The sequence below is a fragment of the Variovorax monticola genome (assembly GCF_051216855.1).
GTDB lineage: Bacteria > Pseudomonadota > Gammaproteobacteria > Burkholderiales > Burkholderiaceae_C > Variovorax.
On sequence record NZ_JBPJZP010000001.1, the window covers coordinates 227,856 to 242,289 of the forward strand.

Genomic DNA, 14,434 nt, shown 5'->3' on the forward strand with positions numbered 1-14,434 from the left:
GCCCCGTCCCCCTTTACCCGGGCGCAACAGTGTCACCGTCCTGTTGTCATCCTTTCAAGCCGCTTTCGCTCGCGTTGCCTGTGCGTCAGACGACGTTGAAATGATGCGTGCCGTCGCGCCCGAGTTGTGCGACCAGGCCGTACTCCCAGTCCAGGTAAGCCTGCATCGCTTCGGCGGGCGCATCCGTGCCTTCGTAGGGCCGGCGGTAGCGGTCGGTGCGCGGCGTGGCAAGACGCGTCTCGCCGGTCTCTGCCTCGAGGCCTGCGGCGAACCATGCCGTGTTGCCGCCGGTGAGCACCAGCACCTGCGCATCGGTCTTGCCGCGCGCATCGAGCAACGCACGCAGGTCCGCGGCGGCATAGCGTGCGAGCAGGCTGCTGCCGCAGGTCAGCACATAGCGCGGTGAAGGCGGGATGAGCGCATCGATCGCGCCCGCAAGCTGCGCGCGAATCGCATACCAGGCGCCCGGAATGTGCCGCTTCACGTAGTTGGCGCTGGTGGTCACGTCGATCAGCGCCGTGCCCCGTTGCTTCAGCAGCGCGGCAAGTTCCACGGGCGTGATGTTGTCGAACACCGCAGCGACCGGCGGATGCGCCGCGGCAGGCGCCGCGGTCTCGGTGAAATCAGCCGCAGTCGGAACCGCGTCCGGGACATACACCTCCCAGCCCATCTGCGCGAGCCACGACGCGCTCATCGACGCGCGCACGCCGTCGTCGTCGGCCAGCACGATGCGTGCGCCGCGCACCGGCACCTGGTGGTCGGTCTCCTGCACCAGCTGCCCGCCGGGCGCGCTGGCAAAGCCGGGCAGGTGGCCCGCCGCGTATTCCTCTGGGGTGCGCACGTCGAAGCGGTACACGGTGCGCCCGGGGGCTTCGAGCGTCTGCAGCGCATCGAGCGCGATGCGCCGCACGCCGGCCAGGTCGGCCACGCGGCGCGCATCGGCCTGCGCCTGCGCGCGGTGTGCGTCGGACACCGCGGCGGGTGCCTGGCGTGCGGCCCCGTGGTCCAGCACCTGCCCCGCCAGCTTCCAGCCGATGGTGCCGTTGCGCAGCGCGGCCACCGGGTTCGGAATGCCCGCGTTCACCAGCGACTGCGTGCCGATGATGCTGCGCGTGCGGCCCGCGCAATTGACGATCACCTGCGTGGCCGGATCGGGCGCCAGCTCGCGCACCCGCAGCACCAGTTCGGCGCCGGGCACGCTGGTGGCCGACGGAATGCTCATCGTCTGGTATTCGTCGAAGCGGCGCGCATCGAGCACCACCACATCGGCCTTGCCGTCGACCAGCGCCTTCACCTCGGGCGCGGAGAGCGAAGGCGTGTGCCGCTCGTGCTCGACCAGTTCGCCGAACGACTTGCTCGGCACGTTCACGTCGCGGAACAGCTCGCCTCCCGCCTGACGCCAGCCTTCAAGGCCGCCCTCGAGCAGGTGCACGCGGGTGTAGCCCAGCGCGGCGAGCGTCTTCGCCGCCAGCGGCGCGAGATCGGCGCCGCCGTGCTCACCATAGAGAACGATCAGCGTGTCGCGCCGCGGAATGCGCCGCCAAGCCTCGATCTCGATGCGCGACAGCGGCAGGTTCGCGGCCCACAGCGGGTGCTCCTGCGCGAACGGGTCTTCCTCGCGCACGTCGAGCAGGGCGGTTTCGTCGCGTGCGACGAGGCGCGCGCGAACCGCGGCGAACGAGAGAACGGGAAAGGCGGCAGTCGTCATGCGGATGTGGAAGCTCTGAGTTCGGCGCTACGGTCCCACAGGTTGGGCAGCAGCGCGTTGGAGTAGCCGGAGACGAAGGGCTTGCGGCCGCCCTCCGTCGGGTAAGTATGCCGCCGCACGGCGCCGATGTTCGCGCCGTACACGTGGATGCTGATCGACACGCGCTCGTCATGCGCGTTGTGCACGCGGTGCAGGTCGCCGACGGTGGGCGACACAGCTTGCACGTCGCCCGCGTCGAGCCGCACCGCCGCGCCGTGCGGTTGCGCATGCCCGTTGCCGTCGAGCGCAAAACCCTGGCTGTATTCCGCGCCGCGCAGCATGCCGATCAGCCCCCACACCGTGTGGTCGTGCACCGGCGTGGCCTGACCGGGGCCCCAGACGAAGCTCACGACCGAAAAGCGCTCGGTGCTGTCCGCGTGCAGCAAGAACTGCTGGTAGCGCGCGGGGTCGGGTTGCGCGAAGGCCTCGGGCAGCCAGTCGTCACGGGACACGAGCGTGCGCAGCAGCGCGCCGCCTTCGGCCAGGATGCGAGGCTCGTCAGGCGCGCGGTCGAGCAGCCGCCCGAAGGCCCCGACGAATTCGCGCAGCGGCGCGACCGACAGCGGCCCGCTCACGCCGCGCCCTGTTTCAGCGAGGTGCGGCCAGACGCTCGGGAGAACAGCAGACCGGTCATGCGGCGGCTCCCGAAGACAGCAGCGCACGCTTGCCCGCCGCCACCAGGATCGCGTCGTTCTGCGGCGTGTGGATGCGGCTGCACAGCACGTCGCGGTAGTGCCGCTCCAGTGGGTTCTGGCGCGTCAGGCCGTGGTTGCCGCTGAGCTGCAGCGCCAGCTCGACCACGCGCACGGCATTGCCGGTGACGGTGTACTTGAGCAGCCCGCTGTCGGCGGAAGCCTGTGCGCGGCCGCTGTCGACCGCAGCGGTCGCATCGTCGATCAGCACGCGGTTGGTGCGCAGCAGCGCCTCGATCTCGCCCACATGCTCCTGCACGCGCGGCAGGCTCGCCAGCGGCGCGCCCAGGCTGCCCGGCGCGCGCTGGTTCAGGAAGCCCACCAGCCAGTCGCGCGCGGACGCGGCCACGGCGTCGTAGAGGCTGCACAGCAGCACCGTCATCCACGCCTGCTGCGTGGCGTGGGCGTCGATGTCGGTCTGGCTGCCCGCGTCGGGCGCCCAGTCGGCCGGCGCGCGCAGGTCGACCGCATGCTCGAGGCCGATGGCGACGTTTTCGAACACCACCTCGTGGCTGCCCGAGGCGCGCAGGCCCAGGTGGTCCCAACTGGCGATCACGCGCACGCCGGGGGCGTCGCGCGGCACCAGGAACACGCCGGTGCGCGGCACCGCCTCATCCGTGCGGGCCCATACCGACAGCCAGCTCAGGCCCTCGATGCCGGTGGTGTAGAGCTTGTGGCCGTCGATCTTCCAGCCCTCGCCGTCGCGGTGTGCCACGGTGGCCGGCAGGCCGCCGCGCGCGGGCGAGCCCAGCGCGGGCTCCACGCGCAGCGCGTTGATCAGTGCGCCGCGCTCCACGGCGTCGCGCGTCACGCGCTCGCGCAAATGTGCCGGCCAGCGGCTGTCGGTGCGCGTCAGTGCGTGGTGCTGCAGGTAGGTCATCGTGAGAATCAGCGCGGTGGCAGGCTCGCCGCGCGCCACCGCCGCGATCACGCGCCGCGCCGTGGCCAGCGTGGCGCCGCCGCCGCCGTGCTCGGCGGGCGCCACCAGGCCGATGAGCCCGTGCGCCTGCAGCGCCGCGAAGTTTTCGCGGGGAAAGGCGCCGCTGCGGTCGTGGTCGGCCGCAGTGGCGGTGAACTGGGCCGTGAGGCGGGCCAGCGCGGTGTCGTCCACCTTGGCGGAAGAGGGGGCTTCGGTAGTGGCCGGCGCGCGGCGCAAGGGGAGTGCACTCATGGTTCCCGCACGGTAGCGGCCCGCTCGGGGCCGGAAAACGACGCATCCTGCATATGCAAACTCGTTTTTCTGAGTTCGCTTCCGGGCCCTGGCTCGGTACGGTTCGCCCCATGAACCCAGATGTCTCCCTGGACCGCCGCCGCCTGCTGCAAGCGGCCGCCGCACTCGCAGCCACCGGGGCCGCCGGTTGGTCACGGGCCGCCACGCCTGCCCGCGACCTGTCGGGTGTCACGCTGCGCGTGGGCACCTACAAAGGGCTCTGGCGGCCGCTGCTCACGGCCTCGGGGCAGGCGAACACGCCCTACAAGATCGACTGGCGCGAACTCAACAACGGCGTGCTGCACATCGAGGCCATCAACGGCGACGCGCTCGACCTGGGCTCGGGCAGCGAGATTCCGCCGGTGTTCGCGGCGCGGCAGAAGTCCAGCGTGCGGCTGGTGGCCGTGACGCACGAAGACCTGAACAACCAGGCCACGCTCGCGCGCAAGGACGCGCCCATCCGCACCATCGCCGACTTCAAGGGCAAGCGCGTGGGCTACGTGCGCGCCACCACCTCGCACTACTACCTGGCCAAGCAGCTGGCCGAGGCGGGCCTGTCGTTCAGCGACATCCAGGCCGTGAGCCTGACACCGTCCGACGGCCTCTCGGCCTTCGCGCGCGGCGACCTCGATGCCTGGGCCATCTACGGCTACAACGGCCAGCTGGCACGCACGCAGTACGGCGCGCGCACCATCAAGACCGGCGTGGGGTACCTGTCGGGCAACTTCCCCATCTACGCCAACCCGCGCGCGCTCGACGACGCATTGCGCCGCGCGGCGCTGGGCGACCTGCTGCAGCGCCTGCAGCGCGCCTTCGCATGGATCAACGGCAACTTCCTGGCCTATGCGCGCGCGCAGTCGGCCGAAACGCGCGTGCCCATCGGCGACATCGTGGAGCTGTTCAACGGCCGCAGCGGCGACTACAGCCTGGGCCCCGTCAGCGACGCGGTGGTGCGCAGCCACCAGGACGTGGCCGACACCTTTCTGAAGATCGGCGTGCTCGACGGGCCCGCCGATGTGAAGCCCCTGTGGGACCGCAGCTTCGAGAGCCTCCTGCGTTTGCCCGCCGCCTGATCCCGCCTTCCACTCGAAAAAGGAAAACACCATGAGCCAGCCACAGCAAGACGGCGTCGAATTCATCGGCATGATCCAGGGCCAGAAGGTCTCGGAAATCCACGCGGCCAAGGGCCCGTCGCTCGACCGCGACTATGTGCGCGCCTTCGCGCAGGCCCACGAGCAGGCCGGCTTCGACCGCGTGCTGGTGCCCCACCATTCGACCAGCCCCGACGCCACGCTCACGGTGGCCTATGCCGCCTCGGTGACCGAGCGCATCCACTTCATGCTGGCGCACCGCCCCGGCTTCGTGGCGCCCACGCTCGCGGCGCGCCAGTTCGCCTCGCTCGACCAGTTCAGCGGCGGCCGGCTCGGCGTGCACTACATCTCGGGCGGTTCCGACGAAGAGCAGCGCCGCGACGGCGACTGGCTCGACCACGACCAGCGCTATGCCCGCACCGACGAATACCTCGAGGTGCTGCACAAGGTGTGGACGGCCGAGAAGCCGTTCGACCATGAAGGCGCGCACTACCGCTTCGAGAATGCGTTCTCCGAGGTGAAGCCGCTGCAGACGCGCAACGGCAAGCCGCATGTGCCGGTGTATTTCGGCGGTGCGTCGGAAGCCGCGATCCCGGTCGCGGGCAAGTACGCCGACGTGTACGCGCTGTGGGGCGAGTCGCTCGACCAGGCGCGCGAGCTGACCACGCGCGTGCGGGCCGAGGCTGCGAAGCATGGCCGCAGCGTGCGCTTCTCGGTGTCGTTCCGCCCGATCGTGGCTGACACCGAAGAGGCCGCATGGGCGCGCGCCGAAAACATCCTGGCCGAGACCAAGCGCCTGCGCGTGGTGCAGGGCTACAACCGCGGCGGGCCGCAGCAGAGCGAAGGCGCCAGGCGCCTGCTGGCCGCGGCCGACAAGGGCCCGCGCTTGGACAAGCGGCTGTGGACGGCGGTCGCGCAAGAGATCGGCGGGCGCTCGAACAGCACCGCGCTGGTGGGCACGCCCGAGCAGGTGGCGGATGCGCTGCTCGACTACTACGACCTGGGCGTGACGACCTTCCTGATTCGTGGGTTCGATCCGCTGGAGGACGCGCTGGACTATGGGCGCGAGCTGATTCCGCGCACGCGCGAGTTCGTGGCGCAGCGCGCTGCTTCCATTCGCAAGGCCGCCTGACCGGTCTTTGTCTTTCTCCCTCCCCTTGCGGGGGAGGGCAGGGGTGGGGGCTCGCAGCCTTTGGCACTGTCACAGCGTTTGAAGCCGTCGTGCCCCCATCCCAGCCTTCCCCCGGAAGGGGAAGGAGCAAAACCGAAACCGAAATCGAAGACCCGATACGAGGAATCCCCATGAGTGCCGTCCTTTCCATCGACCGCCACGCGTCGCTGAAACTCAACCCGAACCCGCAGCAGAAATACTGGTTCGACCCCGTCCCCCCGCGCCCCACCGTGCAGGCCGAGCGCCGCCACCGGCAGGAGCGCCTCGCGGGCGCCTTCCGCCTGTTCGCCCGCTTCGGCTTCGCGCAAGGCCTGGCCGGCCACATCACCGCGCGCGACCCCGAGCTGACCGACCACTTCTGGGTCAACCCGCTGGGCATTCATTTTTCGCGCATCAAGGTCTCCGACCTGCTGCTCGTCAACGCGAAAGGCGAGACCGTCATCGGCGACCGCCCGCTCAACAAGGCCGCCTTCGCCATCCACGCGGCCATCCACGAGCACAACCCCAAGATCATTGCCGCGGCCCACACCCACTCGACCTACGGCAAGGCCTGGTCCACGCTGGGCCGCAAGCTCGACACCCTCACGCAGGACGCCTGCGTGTTCCACGACGACGTGGCGCTGTTCGACGACTTCACCGGCATGGTGGTCGACACCAGCGAGGGCGAGCGCATCGCGCAGGCGCTGGGCGACAAGAAAGGCGCCATCCTGAAGAACCACGGCATCCTGACGGCCGGCCCCACGGTGGAGGCCGCCGCGTGGTGGTACATCGCGCTGGACAACGCCTGCCACACGCAGCTGCTGGCCGAAGCCGCCGGCAAGCCGCAGCCCATCGACGAAGACACCGCGCGCCACACGCACGCGCAGATCGGCGGGCCCGAGGGCGCCATCCATTCCTTCGACAGCCTGTACGAAGGCCTGGTCGAAGCCGAACCCGAGCTGCTGCTGTGAGCGCGCGCCTTTCACGACGCAGCGTGCTGCGCGCAGGCGGTGCCGCCGCCGTGGTCGCCTCGGGCGGGCTGATCGCCTCGCAGGCCTTCTCGCAGCAGGCGCGCAAGCTCACCTTCGCCTGGAACGCCGCCGCGTTCTGCCTGTCGCCCGTGGTGGTGGCGCAGGAGCGCGGCTACTTCGAGCGCAACGGCCTGCAGGTCGACCTCATCAACTACACCGGCTCCACCGACCAGTTGCTGGAGTCGCTGGCCACCGCCAAGGCCGACGCGGCCGTGGGCATGATCCACCGCTGGCTCAAGCCGCTGGAGTCGGGCTTCGACGTGAAGATCGTCGGCAGCTCGCACGGCGGCTGCGTGCGGCTCGTGGGCGCGAAGAGCGCGGGCGTGACCGACATCGCCAGCCTGAAGGGCAAGAGCATCGGCGTGTCGGACATCACCAGCCCGGGCAAGAACTTCTTCTCGATCCTGCTCACGAAGAACGGCATCGATGCGGACAAGGACGTCACCTGGCGCCAGTACCCGGCCGACCTGTTCGACATCGCGGTGAAGAAGGGCGAGATCCAGGCCATTGCCGACGGCGACCCCAACATCTACCTGATCGAGAAGCGCAACAAGGGCGCCTACGTCGAGGTGGCGAGCAACCTCACGGGCGAATACAAGGACAAGGTCTGCTGCATCGTCGGCGCGCGCGGCGAGCTCGTGCGCAAGGACAAGGCGAGCGTCGCCTCGCTGGTGCGCGCCATTGCGCAGGCCTCCGACTACGTGGCCGAGAACCCGAACGAGTCGGCCAGGCTCTTCGCCAAGTACTCGCCCAACGTGCCGGTGGAAGACCTGCGCGCCCTGCTCGGGACGCTCACGCACAACCACCACCCGCTGGGCCGCAACCTGCGCGACGAGGTGGAGTTCTACGCACGCGACTTTCGCGGCGTGGGCGTGCTCAAGAAGAGCACCGACCCGGCGCGCTTCGCGGAGCACGTGTCTTTCGATCCATTGGCATGAAAAGCAGCAATTCCATGACCCACAGTTCACGCCGCCGTTTTCTCGTCCAGGGCGCCTCGGCCGCTGCCGCGGTGTCACTGCCCGGCGCGGCCTTCGCGCAGGGCCGCCCGGTGCTCAAGGCCGGCGACCAGAAAGGCGGGCTGCGCGCGTTGCTCGAAGCGGCGGGCGGCCTCGACGGGCTGGGCTACGACATCCAGTGGTCGGAGTTTCCGGCTGCCGCGCCGCTGGCCGAGGCACTGAACGCCGCCGCGGTCGATTCGGGCCCCATCGGCGACGCCCCGCTGATCTTCGCGCTGGCCGCCGGCACGCGCGTGAAGGCCATCGGCGCCAACCGCTCCGACTCGTACGGCACGGCAGTGCTGGTGCGGCCCGATTCGCCGCTGAAGACCGCCGCCGACCTGCGTGGCAAGAGCATCGCGACCAACCGCGGCTCCATCGGCCACTACGTCACGCTGAAGGCCATCACCTCGGCCGGCCTCAAGCCCGAGGACGTCAACATCCGCTTCCTGGCGCCGGCCGACGCCAAGCTCGCGCTCACGCAGGGGTCGGTCGATGCCTGGGCCACCTGGGAGCCCTACACCGCACTGGCCGAGGTCAGCCACCATGCGCGCGTGCTGGTCAGCGGGCGCGGGCTGCTGCCGGGCCTGAGCTACCTCGCGGCGACCGACAGCGCCATCGCGGCCAAGCGGCCGGTGCTGCAAGACTTCTTGCAGCGCGTGGTGAAGGCGCAGATCTGGTCGTACCGCAACGCCGATGCCTACTCGGCCGCGCTGGCCCGCATCATCGGCATTCCGCCGGAGGCCGCGAAGCTGCAGTTCGAGCGCCGGCAGCAGAAATGGGTGGCCATCGATGCGCAGGTCATCGCCGACCAGCAGGGCACGGCAGACTTCTATCGGCAGGTGGGGCTCATCAAGCAGCCGCTGGATGTCAAAGGGACTTTCGATACCGGGTTTGGCGTGGCCGGGTGACTTTGCGTGTCGGGTCGCCGTCGGGTGGCGCGCCCTTGCCGCCGGCCCTTCCCTCGTCCGGCAACAGTGCCAGCAGCGCCTTGACCAACGGCGACTCGTCCGATTTTCGCCAGACCACCAGCGTATCGACGTAGGTCTTCTCACCCCTCAACGACCGGTAGACCACGCCTTCGCGGTGCAGCGCCTTCACGCAGGCCGGCACCAGCGCAATGCCGACGCCGCCCGACACCAGGCTCACGATGGTGTTCATCTGCCGCGCCGGAAACATCAGCGGGCTGAAGCCGCGCCGCATGCAGGTCGAGACGATGGCATCGAACATCTGCGGACCGATGTGGCGCTCGAAGCCCAGAAAGCGTTCGTTCGAGAACTTCTCCAGCGCCACGGGCCCCGCGCCCGCGAGCGGGTGCGCCTCGGGCAGGGCGAGGATCAACGTGTCCTTCTGCACCAGCCGCGAGCCGAGCGTGGCCGGCATGTCGGTCGGCTGCAGCACCATGCCCACGTCGAGATGGCCGGCCTCCACGTCGGCCACGATCTGTTCGGTGATGCCTTCGCGCAGCGCCACGCTGGCCCGCGGGTGCGCCTCGTTGAAGCGCCGCAGCGTCGGCGGCAGGAACGAATAGGCGGGCAGGCTGATGAAGCCGACCGCGATGGAGCCCATGACGCCGGCTGCGCCGTCGTGCGCACGGCGACGCATGGTTTCCAGGCCCGCGAGCACGGCGCGCGCATCGTGCAGTGCGTCTTCTCCCGCGCGCGTGATGGCGATGCGGCGCGAGGTGCGCTCGAACAGCGCCACGCCCAGTTCGTCTTCCAGCTCCTTGATCGCCAGGCTCACGGGCGGCTGCGACAGGTGCAGGCGTTGCGCCGCACGGCCGAAGTGAAGCTCTTCGGCGACCGCGACGAGGCAGCGGAGGTGACGCAGCTCCATTGATCTGAATCCTGTATTGATCGATCTGAATTGTAGATTTGTTGCTATGAATTTCCAATCCTAGACTTTGCCCGAAGGCGCCGGCGATACCCCTGCCGCGCACCCAGGAGACAAAGACATGATCGAGAAAACGACGGCCCTGCCACGAGCACGGACCGTGGTTCACCCCGGCCCCTACGGGCCTGTGCGGATCGCCCACATGCACGCCGACAAGGGCCGGCACTTTCGCCTTTCGCTGCCGGCGGGGCGCACGCTGTACGACAGCCTCGTGCAGGCGCTGGCTGCCGAGGGCGTGGCCAGCGCATCGATGACGCTCATCGACGGCGAACTCGAGCACCTGAGCTTCTGCATGGCGCTGCCCGACCCCAGCGGCCGCGTGCTCGCCACCTACGGCGCGCCCGAGGCGCTGCGCGGCGCACGGTTGATCTTCGGCAACGCCACGCTGGGCCGCTCGGCCGACGGCACCCCCGTCGTGCATTGCCACGGCGCGTTCTGCGAAGCCGACGGGCGGGTGCGCGGCGGGCACATCCTGAGCGAGCGCACGGTGGTCGGTTGCATCCCCGTCACCGTGGTGGTGACCGCGCTCGACAGCTTCGAGCTGCGCGTGTCCTACGACGAGGAAACACGCATGCCGCTGATGCGCCCCGAAGCACGGGCGGTCGCCCATGTCTGAGGTGCGCCTGCTGGAGCGCGGCCGCATGGGCCGCGTGGCCTACGCCCGCATCGGCCCCAACGAAGACCTGGTGCAGAGCGTCGAAAAGCTCTGCGTGGCGCAGGGCATGCGCAACGCCTTCGTGCGCGGCGCGCTCGGCAGCCTGATCGACGCCTGCCTGGAGCGGCCCGACGGCACGTGCCAGGTGATCCGCGGCCCCGCCGTGGAAATCGTGAGCCTGGCCGGCGAGGTGCGCCTGCAGAGCGACGGCACGCTGCGCGCGGCCCTGACGGGCGTGGTCGCCGACACCAGCGGCCATGTGTATGGCGGTCCGTTCGTGGCCGGCGCCAACGCTGTTTGCGTCACCTTCGAGATCACGCTCGAAGAGTGGCTTCCTTCCGACGATTCCTGATTTCGAGAACCCCAAGACAACCATGACAGACAAACCCTCTTCCCCCCGCGTCGCCGTCGTCACCGGAGGCGCGCGCGGCATCGGCCTGGCCATCGGACAGTGGTTCCTGGCGCACGGCTACCAGGTCGCGCTGCTCGACAACGACCACGCCACGCTCGACGACGCCGTCGCCGAACTCGCCCTGCCCGAACGGGTGCTGGGCGCGCACTGCGACGTGTCCGACCCGGCGCAGGTGGCCGCCGCGGCCAAGGCCGTGGTCGGTCGCTTCGGCCGCGTCGATGCGCTGGTCAACAACGCCGGCGTGGCGGTGTTCAAGCGCATCGCGGAAACCACCTTCGCCGACTGGCGCGCGGTGCTGGGCACCAACCTGGACGGTGCCTTTCTCTGCACGCAGGCCTTCGGTCCGTCGATGGTCCAAGCCGGCAAGGGCGCGGTGGTGAACGTGGCGTCGATCTCGGGCCTGCGCGCCAGCACGCTGCGCGTGGCCTACGGCACCAGCAAGGCGGCGCTCATCCACCTGACCAAGCAGTACGCGGTGGAGCTCGGCAATGCGGGCGTGCGCGTGAACGTGATCGCGCCCGGCCCGGTCGAGACCGAAATGGCCAAGCTGGTGCACAGCGTGGCCATCCGCTCCGACTACGTCGACGCCATTCCCCTGGGGCGCTACGGCAGCGTCGAGGAAATGGCCAGCGCGGTCGGCTTCCTGTGCAGCGACGCGGCGAGCTTCATCAACGGCCAGGTGATTGCGGTGGACGGCGGCTTCGACGCCGCCGGCGTCGGCCTGCCGACGCTGCGCCGGGGAGTTCCCGCAGCCGAAGCCAACATCGCCTGAGGAACAAGCACCATGAGCAACGACAGCTGCATCATCGGCTGGGGCCACACGCCCTTCGGCAAGCTCGACGCGGCCGACAGCGAGCAACTGATCCGCGACGCGGTCGCGCCCGCGCTGCAGACCGCCGGGCTCGAGGCCGCGGACATCGACGGCATCTTCGTCGGCCACTTCAACAGCGGCTTCCTGCCGCAGGACTTCAGCGCGTCCCTGGTCGCGATGGCCGTGCCCGGCCTGCGCCACGTGCCCGCCGTGCGGCTGGAGAACGCCTGCGCGACGGGCTCGGCAGCCATCTGGGCCGCGCTGGACGCCGTGCAGAGCGGCCGCGTGCGCCACGCGCTGGTGGTGGGCTTCGAGATCATGAACGCGGTGCCCGGCCCGGTCATCGCGCAGACGCTGCTGCGCTGCTCCTACGTGAAGGAGGAAGGCGCGACGCCCGCGGGCTTCGCGGGCGTGTTCGGCCAGATCGCGGGCGGCTACTTCGAACGCTTCGGCGACCAGAGCGATGCGCTCGCGGCCATCGCGGCCAAGAACCACGCCAACGGTGCGCACAACCCGTATGCGCACATGCGGCGCGACCTGGGCTTCGACTTCTGCCGCACCCCGTCGGACAAGAACCCCTTCGTCGCCGGACCGCTCAAGCGCTCGGACTGTTCGCTGGTGTCCGACGGCGCGGCGGCGCTGGTCATCTCGGCCGCCCCCGTGGCCTCGGCCACGGTGCCTGCGGTGCGATGGCGCTCGCACACGCAGGTCAACGACTACCTGCCGCTGTCGCGGCGCGACCCGACGCGCTTCGAAGGCGCCGCGCTGGCCTGGCGCCGTGGCCTGCAAGCCGCGCAGCTCACGCTCGACGATCTCGGCTTCGTCGAGACGCACGACTGCTTCACCATCGCCGAGCTGCTGGAGTACGAGGCCATGGGCCTGGCGCCGCACGGGCAGGGCGCGCGCGTGATCCTCGACGGCATCACGCGCAAGGACGGCCGGCTGCCCGTGAACCCCTCGGGCGGCCTGAAGTCGCGCGGCCACCCCATCGGCGCGACGGGCGTTTCGCAGCATGTGATGGCCGCGATGCAGCTCACCGGCACGGCCGGCGGCATGCAGGTGGGCACGGGCAAGCCGGGCGCCGTGTTCAACATGGGCGGCGCCGCCGTCGCCAACTACCTCAGCGTGCTGGAGGCGGCGTGAGCCACGCGCAGGCGGCGAACCTGTCGGTGTTGCTGTCGCAGACGGCGGCGCTGTTTCCCGGACGCGCCGGCCTGATCCTCGAAGACCGCAGCTGGACCTGGCAAGAGATCGACACGCGCGTCGATGCGCTCGTGCAGGGCCTGCGCGCGCTGGGCTTGCAGCCTGGACACAAGTTGCTCGTGCAGTCGCGCAACAACCTTGCGCTGTTCGAAAGCTGCTGGGCCGCGTTTCGCATGGGCGCAGTGTGGGTGCCGGTCAACTTCCGGCTCACGCCGCCCGAAGTGGCGTACCTGGGCAGTTCGAGCGAAGCCGCGGTGATGCTCGCCGAAGACGGCTTTGGCGCGCATGTCGATGCAGTGCGCGCTGCCAGCGCGCATTTGCGGCACGTCGTCACCATCGGCGCGCCGCGCCCGGGTGAACACGGCTACGAGGCGCTGATCGCCGCCCATGCCGGCGCGGCAAAGTCCGTTGCCGATATCGAGGCCGACACGCCGCTCTGGTACTTCTACACCTCGGGCACGACCGGCAAGCCGAAAGCGGCCGTGTTGACGCACGGCCAACTCGCCTTCGTCGTCGCCAACCATCTCGCCGACCTGATTCCCGGCACGACCGAGCGCGACTGCTCCATCGCCGTGGCGCCGCTGTCCCACGGCGCGGGCATTCATGCGCTGCTGAACGTCGCGCGCGGCGCGGCCACGGTGCTGCCGTCGTCGGACAGGCTGGAGCCGCGCACCTTCTGGTCGCTGGTCGAGCGCCACAAGGTCAGCAACGTGTTCACGGTGCCGACCATCGTCAAGATACTGGTCGAAGACCCGTCGGTCGACGAGTTCGACCACCGCTCGCTGCGCTACCTGATCTACGCCGGTTCCCCCATGTACCGCGCCGACCAGAAGCGGGCGTTGCAGAAGCTGGGGCCTGTGCTGGTGCAGTACTTCGGCCTTGGCGAGGTGACGGGTTGCATCACGGTGCTGCCGCCGTCGATGCACTCGGCCGACGACGCCGATGCCAATGCGCACATCGGCTCCTGCGGCCGGCCGCGCACCGGCATGGAGGTCGCGATTCTCGACGGGCAGATGCAACGGCTGCCGGCCGGCGCTGTGGGGGAAATCTGCTGCCGCGGACCGGCCGTGTTCGCGGGCTATTTCAACAACCCCGAGGCCACGGCCAAGGCGCTGCGCGGCGGCTGGTTCCACACCGGCGACCTGGGGCGCATGGACGCGCAGGGGCTGCTCTACATCACGGGCCGCGAGTCCGACATGTACATCTCGGGCGGCTCCAACGTCTACCCGCGCGAGGTCGAGGAGATATTGCTGACGCACCCCGCCGTGCGCGAGGCCGCCGTGCTGGGCCTGCCCGACGCCAAGTGGGGCGAAGTGGGCGTGGCCGTGCTCGTGTGCGACCGCGAAGGCGTGACGCCCGAGGACATCCTGGGCCACCTCGACGGCCGCTGCGCCAGGTACCGCTGGCCGCGGCACGTTTTTTTCTGGGAGTCGCTGCCCAAGTCAGGCTACGGCAAGGTCACCAAGAACGAAATACGACGGCTCCTTTCGGAGCGCGGAGAGATCGGGGAGGCTGCCACGCACTGAACCTGCCCTTTCTCCCCG

General features: G+C 69.8%; 14 protein-coding genes. 10 read left to right on the forward strand and 4 right to left on the reverse strand.

Features of this window, described 5'->3' with window-relative positions; all coding sequences use genetic code 11:
- Window positions 1-85: 85 nt before the first annotated feature.
- Genes ACSFA5_RS00985 through ACSFA5_RS00995 form a run of 3 tightly spaced genes read right to left on the reverse strand, consistent with a single transcriptional unit; the run spans window position 86 to window position 3,610 of the window.
- Window positions 86-1,708 carry a rhodanese-related sulfurtransferase gene (locus tag ACSFA5_RS00985; RefSeq protein WP_435442136.1) on the reverse strand — a complete coding sequence of 541 codons (1,623 nt, stop codon included), beginning with the start codon at window positions 1,706-1,708 and terminating at the stop codon, window positions 86-88.
- Window positions 1,705-2,322, reverse strand: coding sequence for a cysteine dioxygenase family protein (locus ACSFA5_RS00990; RefSeq protein WP_435442137.1), 618 nt, complete (start codon window positions 2,320-2,322; stop codon window positions 1,705-1,707). Before ACSFA5_RS00990 ends, ACSFA5_RS00985 begins: the two co-directional genes overlap by 4 nt.
- Window positions 2,323-2,377: 55 nt before the next feature.
- Window positions 2,378-3,610, reverse strand: coding sequence for an acyl-CoA dehydrogenase family protein (locus tag ACSFA5_RS00995; RefSeq protein ID WP_435442138.1), 1,233 nt, complete (start codon window positions 3,608-3,610; stop codon window positions 2,378-2,380).
- Between the two features lie 110 nt (window positions 3,611-3,720).
- Between ACSFA5_RS00995 and ACSFA5_RS01000 the strand changes: the two genes are divergently transcribed.
- The 5 genes from ACSFA5_RS01000 to ACSFA5_RS01020 all read left to right on the forward strand — a co-directional run bounded on the left by ACSFA5_RS01000 (window position 3,721) and on the right by ACSFA5_RS01020 (window position 8,827).
- Entirely contained in the window at window positions 3,721-4,722 is a 1,002-nt protein-coding gene (locus tag ACSFA5_RS01000; protein WP_435442139.1) for an ABC transporter substrate-binding protein, read from the forward strand.
- Window positions 4,723-4,753: 31 nt separating this feature from the next.
- The gene (locus ACSFA5_RS01005; protein WP_435442140.1) at window positions 4,754-5,872 is read left to right on the forward strand and encodes an LLM class flavin-dependent oxidoreductase; all 1,119 of its coding nucleotides are present in this window, start codon (window positions 4,754-4,756) and stop codon (window positions 5,870-5,872) included.
- Window positions 5,873-6,042: 170 nt separating this feature from the next.
- The gene (locus ACSFA5_RS01010) at window positions 6,043-6,861 is read left to right on the forward strand and encodes a class II aldolase/adducin family protein (RefSeq protein WP_435442141.1); all 819 of its coding nucleotides are present in this window, start codon (window positions 6,043-6,045) and stop codon (window positions 6,859-6,861) included.
- Window positions 6,858-7,859: an ABC transporter substrate-binding protein gene (locus ACSFA5_RS01015; protein WP_435442142.1), complete on the forward strand. Its 1,002-nt coding sequence runs from the start codon at window positions 6,858-6,860 to the stop codon at window positions 7,857-7,859. Before ACSFA5_RS01010 ends, ACSFA5_RS01015 begins: the two co-directional genes overlap by 4 nt.
- A gap of 14 nt (window positions 7,860-7,873) precedes the next feature.
- Entirely contained in the window at window positions 7,874-8,827 is a 954-nt protein-coding gene (locus tag ACSFA5_RS01020; protein WP_435442143.1) for an ABC transporter substrate-binding protein, read from the forward strand.
- Here the strand turns inward: ACSFA5_RS01020 and ACSFA5_RS01025 are convergent.
- Window positions 8,787-9,752 carry a LysR family transcriptional regulator gene (locus ACSFA5_RS01025; protein WP_435442144.1) on the reverse strand — a complete coding sequence of 322 codons (966 nt, stop codon included), beginning with the start codon at window positions 9,750-9,752 and terminating at the stop codon, window positions 8,787-8,789. The two genes, ACSFA5_RS01020 and ACSFA5_RS01025, sit on opposite strands and share 41 nt — an antisense overlap.
- Before the next feature lie 118 nt (window positions 9,753-9,870).
- On the opposite strand from ACSFA5_RS01025, the gene ACSFA5_RS01030 reads away from it, so the two are divergent.
- From ACSFA5_RS01030 to ACSFA5_RS01050, 5 genes are read left to right on the forward strand one after another with little or no spacing between them, the layout of a single operon-like run.
- A complete protein-coding gene (locus ACSFA5_RS01030; RefSeq protein WP_435442145.1) occupies window positions 9,871-10,425 on the forward strand; it encodes a PPC domain-containing DNA-binding protein in 555 nt (184 codons plus the stop codon).
- Window positions 10,418-10,816, forward strand: a complete 399-nt coding sequence (locus ACSFA5_RS01035; protein ID WP_435442146.1) for a PPC domain-containing DNA-binding protein — start codon at window positions 10,418-10,420, stop codon at window positions 10,814-10,816. Before ACSFA5_RS01030 ends, ACSFA5_RS01035 begins: the two co-directional genes overlap by 8 nt.
- A 22-nt stretch (window positions 10,817-10,838) precedes the next feature.
- Window positions 10,839-11,648: an SDR family NAD(P)-dependent oxidoreductase gene (locus ACSFA5_RS01040; RefSeq protein WP_435442147.1), complete on the forward strand. Its 810-nt coding sequence runs from the start codon at window positions 10,839-10,841 to the stop codon at window positions 11,646-11,648.
- Between the two features lie 12 nt (window positions 11,649-11,660).
- Entirely contained in the window at window positions 11,661-12,830 is a 1,170-nt protein-coding gene (locus ACSFA5_RS01045) for an acetyl-CoA acetyltransferase (RefSeq protein ID WP_435442148.1), read from the forward strand.
- Complete coding sequence (locus tag ACSFA5_RS01050) at window positions 12,827-14,416, forward strand: acyl-CoA synthetase (RefSeq protein WP_435442149.1); 1,590 nt, start codon at window positions 12,827-12,829, stop codon at window positions 14,414-14,416. Before ACSFA5_RS01045 ends, ACSFA5_RS01050 begins: the two co-directional genes overlap by 4 nt.
- The last annotated feature ends 18 nt before the right edge of the window (window positions 14,417-14,434 follow it).